Origin of the sequence: Streptomyces fructofermentans (assembly GCF_014651055.1) — a bacterium.
In the GTDB taxonomy this organism is placed as follows: domain Bacteria; phylum Actinomycetota; class Actinomycetes; order Streptomycetales; family Streptomycetaceae; genus Streptomyces; species Streptomyces fructofermentans.
In genome coordinates this window covers 688,338-709,536 of sequence record NZ_BMWD01000001.1, presented here as the reverse complement: position 1 = coordinate 709,536, position 21,199 = coordinate 688,338, and the positions used below count along the sequence as shown (strand labels likewise).

At 72.7% G+C, this 21,199-nt stretch carries 18 protein-coding genes; 11 read left to right on the top strand and 7 right to left on the bottom strand.

Annotated elements, in window-relative coordinates; all coding sequences use genetic code 11:
• The first annotated feature begins 27 nt into the window (after window positions 1-27).
• From scy to IE265_RS02975, 6 genes are all read left to right on the top strand, one after another.
• Window positions 28-3,876, top strand: coding sequence for a polarized growth protein Scy (scy, locus tag IE265_RS03000; protein WP_190033671.1), 3,849 nt, complete (start codon window positions 28-30; stop codon window positions 3,874-3,876).
• A 183-nt stretch (window positions 3,877-4,059) separates the two neighbouring features.
• Window positions 4,060-4,995 carry a coiled-coil domain-containing protein gene (locus IE265_RS02995; RefSeq protein WP_190033670.1) on the top strand — a complete coding sequence of 312 codons (936 nt, stop codon included), beginning with the start codon at window positions 4,060-4,062 and terminating at the stop codon, window positions 4,993-4,995.
• 134 nt (window positions 4,996-5,129) lie between these two features.
• Window positions 5,130-6,200 carry an ABC transporter ATP-binding protein gene (locus IE265_RS02990; protein WP_229915978.1) on the top strand — a complete coding sequence of 357 codons (1,071 nt, stop codon included), beginning with the start codon at window positions 5,130-5,132 and terminating at the stop codon, window positions 6,198-6,200.
• Between the two features lie 5 nt (window positions 6,201-6,205).
• Window positions 6,206-6,976, top strand: coding sequence for an ABC transporter permease (locus tag IE265_RS02985; RefSeq protein WP_190033669.1), 771 nt, complete (start codon window positions 6,206-6,208; stop codon window positions 6,974-6,976).
• Between the two features lie 110 nt (window positions 6,977-7,086).
• Window positions 7,087-8,289 (top strand): ABC transporter ATP-binding protein, encoded by a 1,203-nt coding sequence (locus IE265_RS02980; RefSeq protein ID WP_190033668.1) that lies wholly within the window; start codon window positions 7,087-7,089, stop codon window positions 8,287-8,289.
• Window positions 8,286-9,131: an ABC transporter permease gene (locus IE265_RS02975; RefSeq protein ID WP_190033667.1), complete on the top strand. Its 846-nt coding sequence runs from the start codon at window positions 8,286-8,288 to the stop codon at window positions 9,129-9,131. The genes IE265_RS02980 and IE265_RS02975 overlap by 4 nt, the downstream gene beginning before the upstream one ends.
• A gap of 31 nt (window positions 9,132-9,162) precedes the next feature.
• On the opposite strand, the gene IE265_RS02970 is transcribed toward IE265_RS02975, so the two are convergent.
• The gene (locus IE265_RS02970) at window positions 9,163-9,495 is read right to left on the bottom strand and encodes an Rv1322 family protein (protein WP_190033666.1); all 333 of its coding nucleotides are present in this window, start codon (window positions 9,493-9,495) and stop codon (window positions 9,163-9,165) included.
• Between the two features lie 219 nt (window positions 9,496-9,714).
• Between IE265_RS02970 and IE265_RS02965 the strand changes: the two genes are divergently transcribed.
• Window positions 9,715-10,743 (top strand): LLM class flavin-dependent oxidoreductase, encoded by a 1,029-nt coding sequence (locus tag IE265_RS02965; protein WP_190033665.1) that lies wholly within the window; start codon window positions 9,715-9,717, stop codon window positions 10,741-10,743.
• 225 nt (window positions 10,744-10,968) lie between these two features.
• Here IE265_RS02965 and IE265_RS02960 read toward each other — a convergent pair whose 3' ends face one another.
• Window positions 10,969-11,361, bottom strand: a complete 393-nt coding sequence (locus IE265_RS02960; protein ID WP_190033664.1) for an SCO5389 family protein — start codon at window positions 11,359-11,361, stop codon at window positions 10,969-10,971.
• Window positions 11,362-11,660: 299 nt separating this feature from the next.
• Between IE265_RS02960 and nucS the strand changes: the two genes are divergently transcribed.
• On the top strand, window positions 11,661-12,332 hold the full coding sequence (gene nucS / locus IE265_RS02955) for an endonuclease NucS (RefSeq protein ID WP_190033663.1): 672 nt from the start codon (window positions 11,661-11,663) through the stop codon (window positions 12,330-12,332).
• 84 nt (window positions 12,333-12,416) lie between these two features.
• On the opposite strand, the gene IE265_RS02950 is transcribed toward nucS, so the two are convergent.
• The 4 genes from IE265_RS02950 to IE265_RS02935 all read right to left on the bottom strand — a co-directional run bounded on the left by IE265_RS02950 (window position 12,417) and on the right by IE265_RS02935 (window position 17,248).
• Window positions 12,417-14,897 carry an ATP-binding protein gene (locus tag IE265_RS02950; protein ID WP_190033662.1) on the bottom strand — a complete coding sequence of 827 codons (2,481 nt, stop codon included), beginning with the start codon at window positions 14,895-14,897 and terminating at the stop codon, window positions 12,417-12,419.
• A 258-nt stretch (window positions 14,898-15,155) separates the two neighbouring features.
• Complete coding sequence (locus tag IE265_RS02945) at window positions 15,156-15,479, bottom strand: STAS domain-containing protein (protein WP_190033661.1); 324 nt, start codon at window positions 15,477-15,479, stop codon at window positions 15,156-15,158.
• A gap of 153 nt (window positions 15,480-15,632) precedes the next feature.
• Complete coding sequence (locus tag IE265_RS02940) at window positions 15,633-16,481, bottom strand: 3-hydroxyacyl-CoA dehydrogenase family protein (protein WP_190033660.1); 849 nt, start codon at window positions 16,479-16,481, stop codon at window positions 15,633-15,635.
• A 125-nt stretch (window positions 16,482-16,606) separates the two neighbouring features.
• Window positions 16,607-17,248: a TetR/AcrR family transcriptional regulator gene (locus IE265_RS02935; RefSeq protein WP_190033659.1), complete on the bottom strand. Its 642-nt coding sequence runs from the start codon at window positions 17,246-17,248 to the stop codon at window positions 16,607-16,609.
• 90 nt (window positions 17,249-17,338) lie between these two features.
• Between IE265_RS02935 and IE265_RS02930 the strand changes: the two genes are divergently transcribed.
• From IE265_RS02930 to IE265_RS02920, 3 genes are read left to right on the top strand one after another with little or no spacing between them, the layout of a single operon-like run.
• Window positions 17,339-18,121 carry an ATP-binding cassette domain-containing protein gene (locus IE265_RS02930; RefSeq protein WP_190033658.1) on the top strand — a complete coding sequence of 261 codons (783 nt, stop codon included), beginning with the start codon at window positions 17,339-17,341 and terminating at the stop codon, window positions 18,119-18,121.
• A gap of 7 nt (window positions 18,122-18,128) precedes the next feature.
• Complete coding sequence (locus IE265_RS02925; RefSeq protein ID WP_190033657.1) at window positions 18,129-18,878, top strand: ABC transporter permease; 750 nt, start codon at window positions 18,129-18,131, stop codon at window positions 18,876-18,878.
• 13 nt (window positions 18,879-18,891) lie between these two features.
• Window positions 18,892-19,464 (top strand): cob(I)yrinic acid a,c-diamide adenosyltransferase, encoded by a 573-nt coding sequence (locus tag IE265_RS02920; protein ID WP_190033656.1) that lies wholly within the window; start codon window positions 18,892-18,894, stop codon window positions 19,462-19,464.
• 1,087 nt (window positions 19,465-20,551) lie between these two features.
• Here IE265_RS02920 and IE265_RS02915 read toward each other — a convergent pair.
• Window positions 20,552-21,130, bottom strand: a complete 579-nt coding sequence (locus IE265_RS02915) for a hypothetical protein (RefSeq protein ID WP_190033655.1) — start codon at window positions 21,128-21,130, stop codon at window positions 20,552-20,554.
• Window positions 21,131-21,199: the final 69 nt, after the last annotated feature.

The window sequence follows — 21,199 nt, the reverse complement described above, 5'->3', positions numbered from 1 at the left end:
CGACCAGGGGACGGATGGGACCGCGCAGTGCGGGGCTACGAACGCCAGGAGCGAGAGCCGGCGGCTGACGTCGACCACCTCTCTCGGTTCGAGGCCGAGATGGAACGGCTGAAGACCGAGCGGGAGAAGGCCGTCCAGCACGCCGAGGATCTCGGCTATCAGGTCGAGGTGCTGCGCGCCAAGCTGCACGAGGCGCGCCGCAATCTGGCGACCCGGCCTGCCTACGACAGTGCCGACATGGGCTACCAGGCCGAGCAGATGCTCCGCAATGCCCAGATGCAGGCGGATCAGCTGCGCCAGGACGCCGAGCGGGAGCTGAGCCAGACCCGCGCGCAGACGCAGCGCATCCTCCAGGAGCACGCCGAGCAGGCGGCCCGCCTCCAGGCGGAGCTGCACCAGGAGGCGGTCACCCGTCGCCAGCAGCTCGACCAGGAGCTGTCGGAGCGCCGGCAGACCGTCGAGGCGCACGTCAACGAGAACGTGGCGTGGGCCGAGCAGCTCCGCGCCCGCAGCGAGCAGCAGGCCCGCCGTCTCCTGGAGGAGTCGCGCGGTGAGGCCGACCAGGCGCTGGCCGCCGCCCGCTCCGAGGCCGAGCGCGTGGCCTCCGAGGCACGCCAGCGGCTGCAGAGCGACGCCGAGCGGGCCAGGTCCGAGGCCGAGGCGCTGCTGCGCCGCGCCCGCACCGACGCCGAGCGGCTGCTGAACGCGGCGTCGAGCCAGGCCCAGGAGGCCACCGACCACGCCGAGCAGCTGCGCAACTCGACCGCGACGGAGTCGGACAGCGCGCGCCGCCAGGCCACCGAGCTGAGCCGGGCCGCCGAGCAGCGCGCCAGCGAGGCCGAGACGGCCCTGCGCGAGGCGCGCGCCGAGGCGGAGAAGGTCCTCGCCGAGGCGAAGGAGAGCGCCGCCAAGGCCCTCGCCGGCGCGGAATCGGTCAACGAGCAGCGCACCCGCACGGCCAAGGAGCAGGTCGCCCGGCTGGTCAGCGAGGCCACCAAGGAGGCCGAGGCCGTCAAGGCCGAGGCCGAGCAGTCCTTGGCGGACGCCAAGGCCGCCGCGGAGAAGATCGTCGCGGAGGCCGGGGACAGCGCCCGCAGCCTCACCGCGGAGGAGACCGCGTCCCAGCTCGCGAAGGCGGCCCGTACGGCCGAGGACGTGCTGGACAAGGCCTCCGAGGAGGCGAAGTCGACCACGCGCGCGGCGGCCGAGGAGGCCGAGCGGATCCGCTCGGAGGCCGAGGCCGAGGCGGACCGGCTGCGCGCCCAGGCGCACGACATCGCCGAGGAGCTCAAGGGCGCGGCGAAGGACGACACCAAGGAGTACCGGGCCAAGACGGTCGAGCTGCAGGAGGAGGCGCGCCGGCTGCGCGGCGAGGCCGAGCAGCTGCGCGCGGACGCGGTCTCCGAGGGCGAGCGGATCCGTTCCGAGGCGCGGCGCGAGGCCGTCCAGCAGATCGAGGAGGCGGCCAGGACCGCCGAGGAGCTGCTCGGCAAGGCCAAGGCGGACGCGGACGAGCTGCGCTCGAACGCGACGACGGAGAGCCAGCGCGTCCGTACGGAGGCCATCGAGCGCGCCACGTCCCTGCGCCGCCAGGCCGAGGAGACGCTGGAGCGCACGCGGGCCGAGGCCGAGCGGAACCGCGAGGAGGCCGTCGAGCAGGTCGAGGGCATCAAGGCGGACGCCGAGCGCGCCGTCCGCGAGCTGCACGAGGACGCCGAGCGCGCCATAGCCGCCCGGCACGCCGAGGCGGCCGACGAGCTGACCCGGCTGCACACGGAGGCGGAGGAGCGTCTCGCCTCCGCGGAGCAGGCGCTGACGGACGCGCGTGCGGAGGCCCAGCGGATCCGCCGCGAGGCCGCCGAGGAGACGGACCGGCTGCGCGGCGAGGCCGCCGAGCGGATCCGTACGCTCCAGGCGCAGGCCGAGGCGGAGGCCGAGCGCCTGCGCACGGAGGCCGCCGCGGACGCGTCCGCCTCACGCGCCGAGGGCGAGTCCCTCGCCGTACGGCTGCGTTCGGAGGCCGCCGCCGAGGCGGAGCGGCTGAAGTCGGAGGCCCAGGACACCGCGGACCGCGTCCGGTCGGAGGCGCAGGCCGCCGCCGAGCGGCTCGCCACGGAGGCCGCCGAGGCGCTGGCCGCCGCCCAGGAGGAGGCCGTCCGGCGCCGCCGCGAGGCCGAGGAACTCCTCGGCGCGGCCCGCCAGGAGGCCGACCAGGAGCGCGAGCGGGCACGCGAGCAGAGCGAGGAGCTGCTGGCCTCGGCGCGCAAGCGCGTGGAGGAGGCCCAGACCGAGGCCGTACGGCTGGTCGAGGAGGCGGACCGCCGGGCCACCGAGATGGTGTCGGCCGCCGAGCAGACCGCCCAGCAGGTGCGCGACGCGGTGTCCGGACTGCACGAGCAGGCCCAGGACGAGATCAGCGGTCTGCGCAGTGCCGCGGAGCACGCGGCCGACCGCACCCGTACCGAGGCGCAGGAGGAGGCGGACCGGGTCCGCGCCGACGCGTACGCGGAGCGGGAGCGGGCCGCCGAGGACGGCAATCGCGTCCGCCGTGAGGCGCAGCAGGAGTCGGAGGCCGCCAAGGCCCTCGCCGAGCGCACGGTCTCGGAGGCCATCTCGGAGTCGGAGCGCCTGCGTTCGGACGCGTCGGAGTTCGCCCAGCGCGTCCGTACCGAGGCGTCGGAAGCCACCGCCACGGCCGAGGACGACGCCTCGCGCACCCGCGCCGAGGCCCGCGAGGACGCCAACCGCCTCCGGTCCGACGCGGCGACGCAGGCGGACAACCTCATCAGCGAGGCGCGCTCCGAGGCGGAGCGGCTCGCGGCGGAGACGAACGCGGAGGCCGAGCGGGTCCGTTCGGAGTCCGTGTCGAAGGCCGAGCAGCTGATCTCGGACGCGAAGGGCGACGCGGAGCGGCTGCGCGCCGAGGCCTCGGACACCGTGGGCTCGGCGCAGCAGCACGCGGAGCGCGTCCGCTCCGAGGCACAGCGGCTCAGGTCCGAGGCGGCCGACGAGGCCGAGCGGGTCACGACGGCCGCGCGCGAGGAGGCCGAGCGCACGCTCGACGAGGCGCGCAAGGACGCGAACAAGCGGCGCTCGGAGGCGGCCGAGCAGGTCGACACCCTCATCACGGAGACGGCCGCCGAGGCCGACAAGCTGCTCTCGGAGTCGCAGCAGACCGCGCACAAGACCACCGCGGACGCCGAGGCGCAGGCCGACACCATGGTCGGTGCCGCGCGCAACGAGGCGGAGCGGCTGGTCTCCGAGGCCACGGTCGAGGGCAACTCCCTGGTGGAGCGCGCCCGTACGGACGCGGACGAGCTGCTCGTCGGCGCGCGCCGGGACGCCACGGCCATAAGGGAGCGGGCCGAGGAACTGCGGGACCGCATCACGGGCGAGATCGAGGACCTGCACGAGCGGGCCCGTCGTGAGTCCGCGGAGACGATGAAGGCGGCGGGCGACCGCTGCGACGCGCTGATCAAGGCGGCCGAGGACCAGCTCAAGGAGGCCGAGGCCAAGAAGAAGGACCTGGTGTCGGAGGCCAGTTCCGAGGCGAGCAAGGTCCGGATCGCCGCCGTGCGCAAGGCCGAGGGGCTCCTCAAGGAGGCCGAGCAGAAGAAGGCCGCGCTCATCGCGGAGGCCGAGGGCATCCGGCAGGAGGCGGTGCGCGAGGCGCGGGCCGCCGTCGAGGAGGGCAAGCGCGAGCTGGAGGTGCTGGTGCGCCGCCGCGAGGACATCAACGCCGAGATCTCCCGTGTCCAGGACGTCCTGGAGGCGTTGGAGTCCTTCGAGGCCCCGACCGGCGGCAAGGACGGCGGGGTCAAGGCGGGCGCCGCCGCGGGCGCGACCCGTTCGAGTGGCAAGACGTCGGAGAGCTAGCCAGAAGCACCCATTCCGTGCTCTAACGGGGCCTTCGGCACAGGCCCTGGCAAGCAATCCGACAGCTAGCCACCCAAAAGGAGTGTCATTCTCCAGATCAAACACGTATCCGCTCGATGACACACCGCTTTGACCCCTAGGATTCCCTCTATCACCTCACCGGTCTCATTCGACAGGAACCCCATGAGCGACACTTCCCCCTACGGCTTCGAGCTTGTGCGGCGTGGGTACGACCGCGCTCAGGTGGACGAACGCATTTCGAAGCTCGTCTCCGACCGTGACAGCGCTCTGGCTCGAATCACTGCTCTCGAAAAGCGCATTGAGGAACTCCACCTCGAAACGCAGAACGCCCAGGCCCAGGTCAGCGACGCCGAGCCGTCGTACGCGGGTCTCGGCGCGCGGGTCGAGAAGATCCTCCGCCTCGCCGAGGAGGAGGCGAAGGACCTGCGCGAGGAGGCCCGTCGCGCGGCGGAGCAGCACCGTGAGCTCGCCGAGTCGGCGGCCCAGCAGGTGCGCAACGACGCGGAATCGTTCGCCGCGGACCGCAAGTCCAAGGCGGAGGACGAGGGCGTCCGGATCGTCGAGAAGGCCAAGTCCGACGCGTCGCAGCTTCGCTCCGAGGCGCAGAAGGACGCGCAGTCCAAGCGTGAGGAGGCGGACGCCCTCTTCGAGGAGACCCGTGCGAAGGCCGCCCAGGCCGCCGCCGACTTCGAGACGAACCTCGCCAAGCGCCGCGAGCAGTCCGAGCGGGACCTCGCGTCGCGTCAGGCCAAGGCGGAGAAGCGTCTCGCGGAGATCGAGCACCGCGCGGAGCAGCTCCGCCTGGAGGCCGAGAAGCTGCGTACGGACGCCGAGCGCCGCGCGCGCCAGACGGTGGAGACCGCTCAGCGCCAGGCGGAGGACATCGTGGCCGACGCGAACGCGAAGGCAGACCGCATCCGTTCGGAGTCCGAGCGCGAGCTGGCGGCTCTCACGAACCGCCGCGACTCGATCAACGCCCAGCTCACGAACGTGCGCGAGATGCTCGCCACGCTCACGGGCGCGGCCGTCGCCGCCGCCGGTTCGCCGGCCGAGGACGAGCCGATCTCCCGCGGGGTTCCGGCGCAGCAGTCCCGGTAGTCGGGGCGTGCGGGGTCCTCGCGTTCCGGCCGCGGCCGGAGGCGGTTCTCCGCGCTCCTGACGGGTGCGCTCGCTCTCCAGAGCCCTCTGCCGCTGAAGTGGCAGGGGGCTTTGTCCCGTTCTAGCGTGGGCGCATGATCGAGCTCGAGGGGCTGACCAAGCGGTACGGCGAGAAGATGGCCGTGAACCATCTCACGTTCACCGTGCGGCCGGGCATCGTCACCGGGTTCCTGGGGCCGAACGGCGCCGGCAAGTCCACGACGATGCGGATGATGCTCGGACTCGACCGGCCGACCGCGGGGGACGTCCGCATCGACGGACAGCACTACGACCGCCTCAAGGACCCGCTGCGGTACATCGGCGCCCTTCTCGACGCCAAGGCCATGCACGGCGGGCGCAGCGCCTTCAACCACCTGCTGTGCCTCGCCCAGAGCAACGGCATCCCGCGCGGCCGCGTCGACGAGGTCCTCGACACGGTCGGACTGACGTCGGTGGCCCGGAAGAAGGCGAAGGGGTTCTCGCTGGGCATGGGGCAGCGCCTGGGGATCGCGGGCGCGCTCCTCGGCGACCCCCGGATCCTGATGTTCGACGAGCCGGTCAACGGCCTCGACCCCGAGGGCATCCACTGGATCCGCAATCTGATGAAGTCCCTCGCGGCCCAGGGCCGCACGGTCTTCGTCTCCTCCCACCTCATGAGCGAGATGGCGCTGACGGCCGACCATCTCGTGGTGATCGGCCAGGGCAGGCTGCTCGCCGACACCTCGATGGCGGACTTCATCCGCCAGAACTCCCGGTCGTACGTGCGCCTGCGGTCCCCGCAGCGCGAACGGCTGCTGGACGTGCTGCACGGGGCGGGCGTCACCGCGGTGGAGGCGGGCGGCGGCACGCTGGAGGTGGACGGCAGCAAGTCGGAGTACCTCGGCGAGCTGGCGGCGGAGCACGGGATCGTGCTGCACGAGCTGAGTCCTCAGCAGGCCTCGCTGGAGGAGGCGTTCATGCAGCTCACGGCGGAGTCGGTGGAGTACCACGCGCACTCCGGCACGGTCGACGACCCTGGCGCCGACGGTGCTCCCGGCGCTCCCGGCGCTCCCGGCGCATGGGGCACCGGGCCCGCGGAGGGCGCGTCCCGGCCGCCCGGGCCCCCGCAGAGCCCGCCGCCGCCCCCGGGGTCCTCCTCGTGGGGCAGCGACTGGAAGAAGGGCTGAACCCCATGGCCGCGACCCAGGTCGTCAGGTCCGAGTGGACCAAGATCCGCTCCGTGGCGTCCACGGTGTGGACGCTCGGTCTCGCCGCGGTGGTCACCGTCGCGCTCGGCGTGCTCATCTCGTGGTTCTCGAAGAACGAGTTCGACAAGCTGAGCGACAACGAGAAGCTGTCCTTCGACCCGACCTTCATCAGCTTCGCGGGGATGAGCCTCGGGCAGCTCGCGCTGATCGTGTTCGGCGTGCTGGTGGTCTCGAACGAGTACAGCACCGGCATGATCCGCACCTCGCTCGCCGCCGTGCCGCAGCGCGGCACGTTCCTGTTCAGCAAGATGGCGGTGGCGACCTGCCTGGCCTTCGCGGTCGGCCTGATCACCAGCTTCGTCGCCTTCTTCCTCGGCCAGTCGGTCCTCGGTGTGCACAAGGCGTCGATCGGCGACTCCGGTGTCCTGCGCGCGGTCATCGGCGGCGGCCTCTACATGACCCTCATCGCCGTGTTCTCGATGGGCGTCGCCACGATGCTCCGCAGCCCGATGCTCTCGCTCGGCATCCTGATGCCGTTCTTCTTCCTCATCTCCGCCATCCTCGGCAATGTCTCCGCGACGAAGAAGTTCGGCCAGTTCCTGCCCGACCAGGCGGGCAGCAAGATCATGCAGGTGGTGACACCGGTCGACGACGACGTGCCGTACGGGCCGTGGGGCGGCCTGGGCATCATGGTGCTGTGGGTGCTGGTGGCGGTGGTCGGCGGCTATGTCCTGCTGAAGCGGCGCGACGCGTAGCAGCAACGATTTTGCTCGGTCTTGGGGGGAACCGTCGGCGCACCTATATCCTCCTAACCCTTACGGGGGCGTGTGCCCCGACGTCCTGAACCTTTCGATGGGTGCGGAGCATGATCGAGGCAGTCGGCCTGACGAAGCGCTACGGCGACAAGACAGCCGTGTACAACCTTTCCTTCCAGGTGAGGCCGGGTGCCGTCACCGGCTTCCTCGGACCCAACGGGTCGGGCAAGTCGACCACGATGCGGATGATCCTCGGGCTGGACGACCCCACCGCCGGCCAGGTGACGATCGGCGGCCACCCGTACCGCAAGCTGCCCAACGCGCCCCGCCAGGTCGGCGCGCTGCTGGACGCCAAGGCCGTGCACGGCGGCCGGCACGCGCGCAACCACCTGCTGTGCCTCGCCCAGTTGTCGGGCATCCCGGCCCGCAGGGTGGACGAGGTGCTGGGCGTCGTCGGGCTCCAGGACGTGGCGAAGAGGCGCTCCAAGGGCTTCTCGCTCGGCATGGGCCAGCGCCTGGGCATCGCCGCCGCGCTCCTCGGCGACCCGCAGGTGCTGCTCTTCGACGAGCCGGTCAACGGCCTCGACCCCGAGGGCATCCTGTGGGTGCGCAACCTGATGAAGTCGCTGGCCGCCGAGGGCCGGACCGTCTTCGTCTCGTCCCACCTCATGAGCGAGATGGCGCTCACCGCCGACCACCTCATCGTGATCGGCCGCGGCCAGCTCCTCGCCGACATGAGCGTCCGGGACTTCATCTCGCACAACTCCGCCGACTTCGCGCGGGTGCGCACCCCCGACACCGAGCCCCAGCAACGCGAGAAGCTGACGGCGTCGCTCACCGAGGCGGGCGGCCAGGTGCTGCCCGAGCAGGACGGCGCTCTGCGTGTCATGGGCCTGCCGCTGCCGCGCATCAGCGACCTCGCGCACGACGCCGACGTGCGCCTGTGGGAGCTCTCGCCGCACCAGGCCTCGCTGGAGGAGGCGTACATGCGGATGACGCAGGGCGCCGTCGACTACCGCTCCACCGTCGACCAGCGGGCGGGGTTCCTGCAGGAACTGCCGCCGGGTGCCGTGCCGCCGCCGCAGATGCCGGTGCCGGGCCAGGGCCAGCCGGGCTGGTACGCCCCGCCGCCGCCGCAGCAGGGCGGGCACCCCTTCGCGATGCCGCAGGGACAGCCGCCCGCGGGCCCGTACGGCGCCCCGGCCGTCCCCGGCGCCGGAGAGCCCAACCCGTACGCCCAGCCCTCCCCCGCACCCGCGCAGCCCGCGCCCGCCGCCGCCCCCGACCTGACCAAGCCCGAGGACGCCCGATGAGCACGCCGCAGCCCCCGACGCACCAGCAGGCCGCTCCCGCCCCGAACTGGCAGGCCGCGCCCGGGACGTCGTACGTCTCACCGATCCCGATCACCCGCACGCATCTCGGGCACGCGCTCGCGTCCGAGTGGACGAAGATCAAGTCCGTGCGCTCGACGATGTGGACGCTCGGCGTCTTCCTGCTCCTGGTCGTCGGCGTCGGCCTCCTCGTGGCCGTCAACACCACCACCGAGGACTACACGGAGGTCCCGTACACGATCCCGGCCTTCTTCGGCCTGATCCTCGGGCAGATCTGCCTGATCACGCTGGGCGTGCTCGTGGTCTCCTCGGAGTACGGCACCGGCATGATCCGTACGACGTTCACGGCGTCGCCGCAGCGCTACCGCGTGCTCACCGCGAAGCTGATCATCTTCTTCGTCGTCGCGTTCGCCGTCTCGGCCTTCGCGATCGGCCTGGTCGGGCTGTTCACGTCGAGCCTGCACGACGGCGAGTCCGGCACCCCGTGGGGCAGGAGCGTCCTGATGGGCGCGCTGTACGTGTCGCTCCTCGGCGTCCTCGCCCTGGCGGTCGGCTCCATGCTGCGGCACTCCGCGGGCGCCATCACGACGATGCTCGGCGTGGTCCTCGTGCCCGCGATCCTGCCCGCGTTCCTGATGCTGTCCGACAGCATGCGGACGATCGGCGAGAAGATGATGGAGTACAACGCCCCGAACGCGCTCGCGCGGATCTTCGAGCTGGACACCGACAGCGGCACCGGGGGCTCCCAGTTGGCCCTGCTCGCCGGGGTGACCGCCGCGGCCATCGCGGGCGCCTACGCCCTGCTGGAGAAGCGGGACGTGTAGTCCCGGGGTCCCCGCCCCGGCGGACGGGCCCTCAGAACCTCGGCGCGTTCCGGGACCGCTGCACCCGTGTGGTGCGGCGGTCCTTCGCGTTCCAGCACGCCTTGTGCCAGTGCCTGCGCTCGTCCACGCCCGAGTGCTCGGGCCACGCCACCACGTGGGGCATGCCGGACGGGATCTGCTGGTCGCAGCCGGGGCAGCGGTAGGTCTTGCCCTGCGCCCCGGCGCCCGCCACGTGCCGTACGCTCCACGCCTCGCCCTGCCAGGTCTCCGTGGACTGCCAGCCGCCGTAGCGGCCGGACGGATCGTCCTCCGCGCTCCGGCCGGCGCCGCCGGCATCGATGGGACGGTTGCGACGCGGGGACACAGGACACCTCACGGAGCTATACAGGGAGCACGGGCTGTGTCCAGCCTACGCGGAGTGCCCCTGGGTACGCGTACGGCGCCAATCCCCACAGACCCCCCGCACGGCCGACCCGTTCTGCAGACAATCCGCCAATCTCCCTGCCAAGCCGTGTCTTTGGCACGTGTCAGACAGTTATGCGGATTGGGGGAGCCGCGTCGGCGCCAAGGAGGCAGGAGTGCGATGCGCGTAGGAAGTTTTGTACTGGCGGCCCAGTTCCCGGGACAGGGCCAGGGGGAGGCCCTGCACCGCGCGGTGCGGTCGGCGGAGGTCGCGGAGGAGGCGGGGCTCGACGCCGTCTGGCTGGCCGAGCACCATTTCGTGCCGTACGGGACCTGCCCGTCGGCCGTGACGCTCGCCGCGCTGCTGCTGGGGCGCACCCGCAGGATCCGGGTCGGCACCGCGGTCAGCGTGCTGCCCACGGTGCACCCGGTGGCGCTCGGGGAGCAGGCGGCGCTGCTGCACGTGACGTCGGGCGGGCGCTTCTCGCTCGGCGTCGGCCGCGGTGGCCCGTGGGTCGACCTGGAGGTCTTCGGAGCGGGCCTGGAGGCCTACGAGACCGGGTTCCCGGAATCGCTCGACCTGCTGGTGCGGTGGCTGCGCGACCCCGTCGTCGCGGGCGCCTCCGAGCGCTTCGCCTTCCGCGAAGTCCCCGTCGTGCCCCGGCCGTCGGAGGCCCTCACGGGCGGCGCGGGACCCGAGGTCGTGGTCGCCTGCACCTCGCCCGCGAGCGTGCGGCTCGCGGCCGCGCGCGGGCTGCCGATGCTGCTCGGCATGCACGTCGGCGACGAGGAGAAGGCGGAGATGGTCGCGCTGTGGCGCACACAGGCGCGCGCCGCGGGCTTCACGCCCGAGGAGGTCTCCGGGGCGCCCCACGTCTCCGCCGGCGTCGCGCAGATCGCGGACCGGCGCACGGACGCGGTCGAGACGCTCCTGAAGGCGATGCCGGGCTGGCTGAAGCAGGGGCTGGACGCCCATGTGACGGTCGACGGCCGCGCGCGTTCGATGCGGGACCCGGTGGCCTACACGGAACTGCTCTGCGGGCTCCACCCGGTGGGCACGCCCCGCCTCTGCGCCGACCGCCTCGCGGCGACCTCCGAGCGCACCGGGATCACGCGCTTCGCACTGCTGACGGAGGGCTCGGGCGACCTCGCGGCGACCGAGGAGAACGTACGGCGGCTCGGTGGCGAGGTACTGCCGCGGCTGTGCTGAACCGGGGCCGCGCCCGGACCGGACGGACCGGCCGGCGGGCGCGGCCCCGGTCACCGGACGATCGCGCGTCCGATCACGAAGGGCGCGCGTCCGGCCGGGGAAGGTCCCGGTCCCGTCGGGAGCGGTCACGTCCTTGCCCGACCGGACCGGTTCACGGGGAGCTTGCCGCCCCGGTACAAAAGCACCTCCCGCGTACGGAGCGGCAAGCTGTGCGATACCGCCGCCTCAGCAGTCCCGGAACTCCGGCGACTGGTTCAGCAGCTGACTGCGCACCGAGGTGAAGCGGGCCAGGCTGCCGTCCACCGCGTCGTCCAGCGGGAACACCGCCACCCGGTGGCAGTTCTGGAAGGCCAGCCGCACCCCGAAGTGCCGCTGCAGCGCACCGCGTATCGCGTCGCTCGCGAGCGCACGAAGCAGCTGGCCACGCGCCTGCTCGTCCGGCGGGGGCGTCTGGTTGTCGGCGAACTGGCCGCCGTCCACCTTCAGCTGGGCCACCAGGGAGCTGATCATCTCCCATGCGTAGGGCAGGGAAGTCCGGACGCAGTCGACGAATTCCGCTTCGTCGACCTCGCCTCGCTCGGCCTTTTCGAGTAGGGCCGGTGAGACGTCCAGCGACATGGGTTCTCCTCTCGCACCCCCTCGGTGGAGGGGGTTGACGGACAGGGAAGGAGACCGCGACGTCGACCACGCTCAGTACACGTGTCGCGACCTCCCGTTTATACGGTAGGCAACTGCTCGTGGCCGCACCAGGACATTGGGAACACAGGGAAGACTCAACGTGCACACAACCAGCCACATTCGAGCAGGACCCGACCCGGGTAACAGGGACGGCCTGATTCCGCTCCCGTCGGCGGTCCCGGAGGGAGATCGGGGGGAGAATCGCGTGGACCGGCGCCGGTCGAGTAGCGTTGCCGACCATGCGTCTCGTCATTGCCCGTTGCTCCGTTGACTACGCGGGCCGGCTCACCGCCCATCTCCCGTCGGCCCCCCGCCTCATCCTGGTGAAGGCGGACGGCAGCGTCTCGATCCACGCGGACGACCGGGCCTACAAGCCCCTCAACTGGATGTCGCCGCCCTGCACCCTGAAGGAGGGTTCGGGGGACGACGCGGGCGTCTGGACCGTCGTCAACAAGGCGGGCGAGAAGCTCATCATCACCATGGAGGAGGTCCTCCACGACTCCTCCCACGAACTCGGCGTGGACCCCGGTCTGATCAAGGACGGGGTGGAGGCGCACCTCCAGGAACTGCTGGCCGACCGCATCGAGACCCTCGGCGAGGGCTACTCGCTGATCCGCCGCGAGTACATGACGGCCATCGGCCCCGTCGACATCCTGTGCCGCGACGCCGACGGGAAGACCGTGGCCGTGGAGATCAAGCGGCGTGGCGAGATCGACGGCGTGGAGCAACTCACCCGCTACCTGGAGCTGTTGAACCGCGACCCGCACCTCGCGCCGGTCCGCGGCATCTTCGCGGCCCAGGAGATCAAGCCGCAGGCCCGGGTCCTCGCCACGGACCGGGGCATCGGCTGCGCGGTCCTGGACTACAACGCGCTGCGCGGCATCGAGGACGACAAGCTGCGGCTGTTCTGACCGCCGGGACGCCGCCCGGCAGGGCACGGCAGTGGGCCGGGACCCGTTCGACGGGTCCCGGCCCACTGCCGTGCCGTACGCGGCTCAGATCACCGGCGTCCCGCCCGGGTCCGCCGTGCTGCTGGCGGAGCTGGTGCCCTGCGCCGGGCTGGACTCGGGGCCGCCGGCCGAGTCGGAGGTCTCGGGCGTGGTCGGACTCCCGCTCGGCTCCTCGGTCGGCCCGGTCTCCGTCTCCGACGGCGTGGCGCTGGGCGTCGACGACGGGCTGGTCGGCGGCTTCGGCGAGGTCGGCGGCTTCGTGCTCGCCGACGGCTTCGGCGAGGACTTGCTCGGGCTCGGCTCCTTCGACCCGCTCGGCTCGTCCGAGGGCTCGGCGCTCCCGCTCGGCTCCGGGTCGTCGGAGGTGCCGAGGACTCCGTCGTCACCCGGGTCGGTCGGGCGGCTCGTCGAGTCCGAGTCGCCCTTCTTGGGCCGGTCGGCGCCGAGGTCGCTGCCCTCGTCGTCCGCGCTGGCCGACGGATTCACGCCGACCTTCTCCGAGGGCGTCCGGTCGTCGGGGTTGGAGGTCGCGCCGAGCGTCACCACCGTGCCGAGCACGGCGGCGAGGAGCGCGCCCGCGCCGGCGGCCACCAGATTGCGCCGGGTGCCGGTGACGAGGCCCTTGACGCGTCCGCCCTTCGCCGCGGCGGCGGCCCCGGTCCTGTTCGTGAGCAGGGTGGCGGGTTCGCCGGGCTGCTGGAGCGAGGACACCGCGGGGAACGCGGCCGGTACGCCGCCCGGGGGCGACGCGGACTCCTCGTGCCGGGCGTCGGACAGTTCCTCGCCCGCCGTCGGGCCGATGCCGGCCGCGGGGGTGGTCCCGGTGCGGTCGGCGACCAGTGCGAGGGCTCGCCGGCCCGCCACGGTGCCGCGCTTCTCGGCCAGGGCGCCGCGCAGCCCGATGGAGGCCTCCAGCTCGGCGCGGGCCCGGTCGAACTGCCCGACGCAGACCGCGAGGATGCCCAACTCGTGGTGGAAATAGGCTTGATCCGAGACCTCGCCGGAGAGCGTGGCCGCCTCGGCGCCCGACCGCAGCGCCCGCTCCCAGGCGCTCCAGTGCAGTCCCGCGGCGAACGCGGGCGCGGCGGTGCGGGCCAGCCGCACGGCGATGGCGCTCTCCTCGTCCTCCTGCGGCGGCACGGTGGCCGGCACCAGGACGGCGAGGGCGGCGAGCACGGCGTCCGCCTCGGCGCAGACGCGCTCCGGGGTGACCGAGGGATGCCCGGTCCACCACGCGTAGTGCTCGGCGGCGGCGCGCGCGTTGGCCTCGGCCTCGTCGGCGTACCCGGCGGTCTCCAACTGGGTCAGCACGCCGGTCGCGAGCCGGAAGTGGGCGCCGACGGGGGTGACGAGCGCGCAGCCGAGCAGTTCCGCGAGCGCCGCGTCGGCGTGCGTGTCCCCGACGAGGGCCGGCAGGTGCGCCTGGTGCGGCACCTCGCCGCCCAGGGCCACGGCGAAGCGCAGTGTGGCGCGGGCCGACTCGCTGAGCCGGGACGCGAGCAGCGCGGCGGGCGCGGCGCCCTCGGCGAGCGAGGGCAGCGGTACGTCGTGCCCGTCCTCGGCGTCGAAGGGCGCGTCCACGGGCGCGTCCTCGTAGTAGCCGAACTCGTCGAAGGCGTTCGGGTCGGCGCGCAGCTGGTCGCGCTGCCGCAGCAGGGCTCCGGCCTGCACGAACCGCAGGGGCAGCCCCTCGGACTCGAACCAGAGGTCGCCCGCCCAGTTCGCCTCGTCCTCGGTCAGGACGCGGCCGACGGCGCGCTCCAGCAGTTCGAGGCCGCCGCCCCGGCCGAGGCCGCCGAGGAAGACCTCCTCCAGGAGCGAGTCGGCGACGGGGGCGGGGATGTCGGGGGTGGCGGAGACCAGGAAGGCGCACTCGGGGGTCGCGTCGAGCAGGTCCTCCAGCGCGCCGCCGCCGAACTCGACGTCGTCCACGACGACGACCGCGCCGACCTCGTGGACGAGGGTGAGCAGCTCGTCCCGTTCGGGCCGGTGCAGCGGCGCGTCGTAAACGGCGGCGAAGAGGTCGTGGAGCAGGTCGTCGGCCGTGCGGCCGTAGCCGCTGAGGCGGACGACTCCGTCGGGAGCCAGCTCCGCGCAGTCGTCGGCGACGGCGTCGAGGAGCACGCTGCGGCCCGAGCCGGAGGGGCCGGTGAGCCGTACGGAACGTCCGCGCGCCAGCAGCCGTACGAGCCGCTCGCGTTCCTCCTGGCGCTCCAGGAGGGGAAGTCTGGTCTGTGCGGGCCCGGGCGGTACCGGCGGCCGGGCGGCGCGGGCGTCCTCGGCGCGGTCCGCCGCGCCGCGCTTCGCGGGCCGCGGCGGCAGTTCGCCGGGCGGGCAGAGTTCGATCTCGCTGCCGTCGACGGGATTGACGGTGAGCAGGTGGTCGCCCGACACGAGCTGGACGGTGCGGGCCAGTGCGGGTGTGTGCTGACCGAAATCCGGCGTCAGGGCGTCGCGCGGCGGACGCTGTCGCGGCCCCTGGTCGTCGTGGCCGTACTCATCGGGTCCCGTGTTCGTCGGGTCCATAGGTCCAAGCCCCCCAAAAGCGTCGTGTGCCGAGCCCCTCCCGGCCTTGCCGCACACTGCGCTGTCGCTTCTGGTCCGGCGCCCGCTCGCGGGTTCTTCATGGGCGGGCAGCCGAACCCTAAACCTTCGCACAGTATCTACGAACACACGGGGTACCGCGCCGCCCGAGACGTCACAGCTTCGTGAGGATTGTGCGCGAGGTGCGTTTCGTACGCCGCTTCCTACCCGATCTTCACCGTTTGCGACAGTGACGCGGGGTCATACGCGGGGCAGCGATTCGACCCCGATGCCGCCTTCGATCGCGAGGATGCGGTGGAGCCGCGTGGCGACGAGGAGGCGCTGCATCTGCGGCGGGACGCCGCGCAGCACAAGCCGTCGTCCGCACCGCCCCGCCCTCCGGTGGGCCCCCATGATGACACCGAGTCCGGTGGCGTCCCAGGAGTCCAGCTCTGACAGGTCCAGCACAAGATCGTCGACTCCGTCGTCGACGGCCGAGTGCAGGACCGTACGGGCGTCCGCCGCGCTGCGGACGTCGAGGCGGCCCCCGACGACCAGCTCGGCGTGGTCGCCCCTGATGTACATATGCGCTCCCCGAGAGTGCGTGTCGAACTCAGCGTCTTCGTCGTGCCCTGTGTCGTCAGGACTGACTGCCGTACCGGGGCAGAAGTTGCCCTCTGTAAGCGAACCGATACCGAATTCACCCTGAGGAGTGACCGGTCCGGGATCACCGCAGAGTCAGTACGTGTAGAAGCCCTGCCCGCTCTTGCGCCCGATGTCACCGGCGTCAACCATCCGGCGCATCAGCTCCGGCGGCGCGAACTTCTCGTCCTGGGACTCGGTGTAGATGTTGCCGGTCGCGTGCAGGAGGATGTCGACGCCCGTCAGATCGGCGGTGGCGAGCGGTCCCATCGCATGACCGAAGCCCAGCTTGCACGCGAGGTCGATGTCCTCGGCGCTGGCCACGCCGGACTCGTACAACTTGGCCGCCTCGACGACGAGCGCCGAGATGAGCCGGGTGGTCACGAAGCCGGCCACGTCGCGGTTGACCACGATGCAGGTCTTGCCGACCGACTCGGCGAAGGAGCGGGCGGAGGCGAGCGTCTCGTCGCTCGTCTTGTAGCCGCGCACCAGCTCGCAGAGCTGCATCATCGGGACCGGCGAGAAGAAGTGCACGCCGACGACCCGCTCCGGGCGCTCGGTGGCCGCCGCGATCTTGGTGATCGGAATGGCGGAGGTGTTGGAGGCGAGCACGGTCTCGTCCTTCACCAGCCTGTCGAGCGTGCGGAAGATCTCGTGCTTGACCTCCAGCTTCTCGAACACCGCCTCGACGACGATGTCGGCGTCCGCGACGGCGTCCAGGTCCGTGGTCGTGGTGATGCGGCCCAGCGCCTCCTCGGCCGCGCCGGCGTCCAGCTTCCCCTTGCCCACGAACCTGTCGTACGAGGCCTTGATGCCGTCGGTGCCACGGGTCAGCGCCGCGTCGGTGACATCGCGCAGGACGACGTCCCAGCCGGCCTGCGCGGAGACCTGGGCAATTCCGGAACCCATGAGTCCGGCTCCGATGACGGCAAGCTTCCGTGCCACTGTCCGACTCCCCTGCAACACTGTCCGATGTCTTCTTTCCGGCGGACACTAGCGGTCGGCAGGGGCTGTGTGACCGGTAAGTAACGCGCGTCACGTCTCATCTGACGGACATCACACCGACCGGCTCATTCCGCCGCCCGTACGGCGTAGTTGAGTACCTTCTCGCTCAAAAGGTCCTCCATCCCGTCGAGCAGGACGAGCACCTCGCGGGACACTTCGCCCGGTTTGCGGCCGGCCATCATCCCGCGGCCCACGGCACTCATGACCGTCTGGTGGATCCAGCCGATCTGGCCGGCCATCAGGCCGGGCACCGGGTCGTCGGGCGCGGCACCCGTCTCCCCGCGCAGGGTCGCCTCCAGGTCGTCGTGCACCTCCTGCTGGAGGCTCCACAGCCGGGACCGGAGCGCGGGCGCGTCGTGGATGACCCGCATGAAGCGGTCGTACCCCTCCATCAGCCCGACGCCCGGCGAGACCGCCTCGACCTCCCCGCGCAGCTCCCGCAGGACGGCCGCGGCGGCCGACTCCCCGGCGCGACGGCCGCGCACCCAGCGCGAGAGCCGGTCGACGATGCCCCTGCTCCGGTCGAAGAAGAGGTCCTCCTTGGCCGGGAAGTAGTTGTACACGGTGTTCACGGAGACGTCGGCGGCGTCCGCGACCTCGGCCATCGTCACCGTGACGAACCCGTGCTCCAGGAACAGGCCCGTGGCGATGTCCGAGATGCGCTGCCTGGTCTCGCGCTTCTTCCGCTCCCTGAGCCCTTCTGCCATGGCCTCATCGTAGGACGGACGGCAACTTCTTGAGATGGATGAAATTTTGGTGGCGTTGCAAAATTTAAGTGACTCTGTTTTTCTGGGCGCATGGCAATCATCAGTACGGCCGGTCTGGCCCGTACCTTCCGCACCGGGAACGGCCCCGTCGAGGCGGTGCGCGGCATCGACCTCACCGTCCGCGAGGGCGAGATCCTCGGCTTCCTCGGCCCGAACGGGGCGGGCAAGACGACCACGCTCCGGATGCTCACCACCCTGCTCAGGCCCACCGGCGGCGCGGCGACCGTCGCGGGCCACGACCTCGTCGGCGATCCTGCGGGAGTCCGCCGCGCCGTCGGGTACGTGGCGCAGTCGGGCGGTGTCGACCCCCAGGTCCCGGTGCGCGAGGAGCTGGTCACCCAGGGGCGCCTCTACCGGCTGACGAGGGATCAGGCGGTACGGCGGGCCGCGGAGCTGGCGGAGGACCTGGGCCTGACCGGGCTGCTCGACCGGAGGACCTCCACGCTCTCCGGAGGGCAGCGGCGGCGCCTGGACATCGCCCTCGGCCTCACCCACCGCCCGAAGGTGCTGTTCCTCGACGAGCCCACCACGGGCCTCGACCCGGCGAGCCGCGCCGACCTGTGGGACCTCGTGCGCCGGCTGCGCGACGAGCACGGCACGACCGTCTTCCTCACCACGCACTACCTGGACGAGGCGGACGCGCTGGCCGACCGGCTCGTGGTGGTCGACGGCGGCGTGGTGGTGGCCGAGGGCACTCCCGGAGCGCTCAAGCTCCGCCACGGCGGCTCGATCGACGCGACGCTCCAGGAGACGTTCCTCGCCATCACCGGCCGCGGGCCCGCTCCGGCCGGCTCCGCCCCCGTATCCGTATAGGAGTCCGATGCTTCTCCACGACACCGCGCTGGTCTTCGGCCGCTACGCCCGCCAGACCCTGCGCTCCAGGTTCGCCGTGCTCCTCGGCCTGCTGATGCCCCTCCTGCACCTGTTGTTCTTCGGACCGCTGCTGACCGGTCTGCCGCTCGGCGGGCGGGGCAGCTCCTGGCAGATCCTCGTTCCGGGCCTGCTGCTGCAACTCGCCCTGTTCGGAGCCGCGTTCGCCGGATTCATGATCATCGTCGAGAAGAACCTCGGGATCGTGGAGCGGATGCGCGTCACGCCCGTGAGCCGGCTCGCCCTCCTCCTCGGCCGGGTCCTGCGCGACACGGCCGTCCTCGTCGTCCAGAGCGTGCTGCTGGTCGTCGCCGCGCTGGTCATGGGACTGCGCGCGCCGATCTGGGGCATCCTGGCCGGCTTCGCCTTCGTCGCGCTGCTGGCCCTCTCGCTGGCCTCACTGTCGTACGCGGCCGCCATGCGGGTCCGCACCCCGCAGGAGTTCGGCCCGGCGGTCAACGCGCTGATCATGCCGTCGATGCTGCTGTCGGGCCTGATGCTGCCGATGTCACTGGGCCCGCGCTGGCTGGACGTCCTGTCGCACGCCGTGCCGTTCCGGTACCTCGTCGACGCGATGCGGGACGCGTACGTCGGCGCCTACGCCACCGGCTCCATGCTGTACGGCGCCCTGGTGGCCCTCGGGCTCGCCGCGGTCGCCGTGACGGTGGGCACACGGGTGTTCGTCCGGGCCGGGGCGTAACTACGCTGGTCGCATGGTCAATCTGACGCGCATCTACACCAGGACCGGCGACCGGGGCACCACCGCCCTCGGCGACATGAGCCGCACCGCCAAGACGGATCTGCGGATCTCGGCGTACGCCGACGCCAACGAGGCGAACGCAGTCATCGGCACCGCGATCGCCCTCGGCGGGCTCGACGAGGAGGTCGTCGAGGTCCTCGTCCGCGTCCAGAACGACCTGTTCGACGTGGGGGCCGACCTCTCCACGCCGGTGGCGGAGAACCCCGAGTTCCCGCCCCTGCGGGTCGAGCAGTTCTACGTGGACAAGCTGGAGGCGGACTGCGACCGCTTCAACGAGCGGCTGGAGAAGCTGCGCTCCTTCATCCTTCCCGGCGGCACCGCGGGCGCGGCCCTGCTGCACCAGGCCTGCACGGTGGTCCGCCGGGCCGAGCGCTCGACCTGGGCGGCCCTCGAGGCGCACGGCGAGGTCATGAACCCGCTCACGGCGACCTATCTGAACCGGCTCTCCGACCTCCTGTTCATCCTGGCCAGGACGGCCAACAAGGAGGTCGGGGACGTGCTGTGGGTCCCGGGGGGCGAGCGCTAGCCGCCGACCGTCGGCCCGTGCCGGGCCGACGGGGGTTGCCCGGGCTCGGGGCGGGTGGCCCGGGCTCGGGACGGGTGCCTCGGGCTTGGGCGCGCCCCGCCCCGGACAGATCTCCCGGACCGAATGGGCCCAGGTCCCGGTGGGCCGGTCTGGCCCGGTGGGCCGGTCGAGCCCGAATGGGCCAGGTCCCGGTGGGCCGGTCTGGCCCCGTGGGCCGGTCTGGCCCCGTGGGCCGGTCTGGCCCCGTGGGCCGGTTGAGGCCGGTGGCCCGGTCGGGGGTCCCGACCCGGAAAAGTGTCCCGACCCGAATGGGCCGAGGTCCCGGCGGACCGGCCGGGCCCGGTGACCCCGTCGAGCCCGAATGGGCCAGGTCCGGGCGGCCCGGTCGAGCCCGGTGGGCCGGTGGGCCGGTTGAGTCCGGCGGAGCCCGGCGGGCGGGTTGACCCCGGTGGCCCCGTCGGGCCCGGGAGGCCGGTGGCCAGGTTGGGCCGGTGGGCCGGTCGAGCCCGGTCGAGCCGGGGGGGCCGGTATGCCGGTCGAGCCCGATCGAGCCCGGGGGGCCGGTAAGCCGGTCGGGCCCGGTCGAGCCCGGTTGGACTGCGAGTCCGCCCGGTCGCACCGGGCCGGACTGCCGGCCGGTCGGGTGGGCAGGGTGGCGGTCGGGCGGGACTGCGCTGCCGGGCGGGACTGCCGGCCGGGCCGGCCGGAGCGGCCCGCGCATCAGCCCGGCGGAATCGGCCCGGATCCACGGGACCCGCCTGCGCACCGACCTCAGTCCCTGTAGGACCGCGGCACGGCCGGCCCGGCCGCCGGGCGCGTGGGACCGCGGCACGGCCCGACCGGCCGCCGGGCGCGTGGGACCGCGGCACGGCCCGACCGGCCGCCGGGCGCGTGGGACCGCGGCACGGCCCGACCGAGCGCGGCGGCGGCGGCGGCGGCCCATGGAACCGCGGCGCGGTGGCGCGCGGTACGTGCTCCCGGGACGCGCGGCGCACGCCATCGTGACGGAGTGCTCCGCTCCACGGCCGGTGCGGCGGGTGGCGGCTCCCCGATCGAAGCAGCCCGGGGCGGGACCCCGCCGAGTCGCCTAGAGCTTCGCCGGGGGCCGGGACCGCTCCTCCGGCCGGACGTCCGCGGGCGCCTTCTTCGGCAGGACCACGTAGGTCAGGGCGACCAGGCCGTGGATGCCGGCCGCCCGCCAGGCCACGTACTGCCAGTTCTCCAGCGAGCCGGTGCGGCCGGGGTCGCCGACGTACCACATCGCGAGCCGGAGCAGCACGGTCGCGACCGCGGCGGCCACCACCGTGCCCAGCCACACCCTTCCCTCGTGGCGGGCCCTGGCCATGCCGTACCTCGGCGGTCCGGCCGGGCGCGGGGCGCCGGCCAGGCGGTGGGCGGCGTGGCCGTCCAGCCACTTCACCGTCCGGTGGCCGTGGCCGACGGTGAAGCCGATGTACACGGCGGCCAGGCCGTGCCTCCAGCTCGGCTCGGCGCCGTCCTTCAGGTCCAGCGCGGTGACCACCAGCAGGACGACCTCCAGCAGCGGCTCGCACAGCAGCAGGGCCAGGCCCGTGCGCGGCATCCGGAACAGGTAGCGGAAGGCCAGTCCGGCGGCCAGCAGCACCCAGAAGCCGACCTCGCAGACGACGATCAGCGTGACGATCACGGCTCGCTCCTCTCGTTCACCCTTCCAGGCTCCCGGCACACCGGGCCGCGGGCCTCGTCACCGGTGACG

Bases quoted from the DNA above. Each gene is read 5' to 3' on its own strand.
- IE265_RS02995 (WP_190033670.1), top strand. From the start codon at position 4,060: ATGAGCGACACTTCCCCCTACGGCTTCGAGCTTGTGCGGCGTGGGTAC.
- IE265_RS02990 (WP_229915978.1), top strand. From the start codon at position 5,130: ATGATCGAGCTCGAGGGGCTGACCAAGCGGTACGGCGAGAAGATGGCC.
- IE265_RS02985 (WP_190033669.1), top strand. From the start codon at position 6,206: ATGGCCGCGACCCAGGTCGTCAGGTCCGAGTGGACCAAGATCCGCTCC.
- IE265_RS02980 (WP_190033668.1), top strand. From the start codon at position 7,087: ATGATCGAGGCAGTCGGCCTGACGAAGCGCTACGGCGACAAGACAGCC.
- IE265_RS02975 (WP_190033667.1), top strand. From the start codon at position 8,286: ATGAGCACGCCGCAGCCCCCGACGCACCAGCAGGCCGCTCCCGCCCCG.
- IE265_RS02965 (WP_190033665.1), top strand. From the start codon at position 9,715: ATGCGCGTAGGAAGTTTTGTACTGGCGGCCCAGTTCCCGGGACAGGGC.
- IE265_RS02960 (WP_190033664.1), bottom strand. From the start codon at position 11,361: ATGTCGCTGGACGTCTCACCGGCCCTACTCGAAAAGGCCGAGCGAGGC.
- nucS (WP_190033663.1), top strand. From the start codon at position 11,661: ATGCGTCTCGTCATTGCCCGTTGCTCCGTTGACTACGCGGGCCGGCTC.
- IE265_RS02950 (WP_190033662.1), bottom strand. From the start codon at position 14,897: ATGGACCCGACGAACACGGGACCCGATGAGTACGGCCACGACGACCAG.
- IE265_RS02945 (WP_190033661.1), bottom strand. From the start codon at position 15,479: ATGTACATCAGGGGCGACCACGCCGAGCTGGTCGTCGGGGGCCGCCTC.
- IE265_RS02935 (WP_190033659.1), bottom strand. From the start codon at position 17,248: ATGGCAGAAGGGCTCAGGGAGCGGAAGAAGCGCGAGACCAGGCAGCGC.
- IE265_RS02930 (WP_190033658.1), top strand. From the start codon at position 17,339: ATGGCAATCATCAGTACGGCCGGTCTGGCCCGTACCTTCCGCACCGGG.
- IE265_RS02925 (WP_190033657.1), top strand. From the start codon at position 18,129: ATGCTTCTCCACGACACCGCGCTGGTCTTCGGCCGCTACGCCCGCCAG.
- IE265_RS02920 (WP_190033656.1), top strand. From the start codon at position 18,892: ATGGTCAATCTGACGCGCATCTACACCAGGACCGGCGACCGGGGCACC.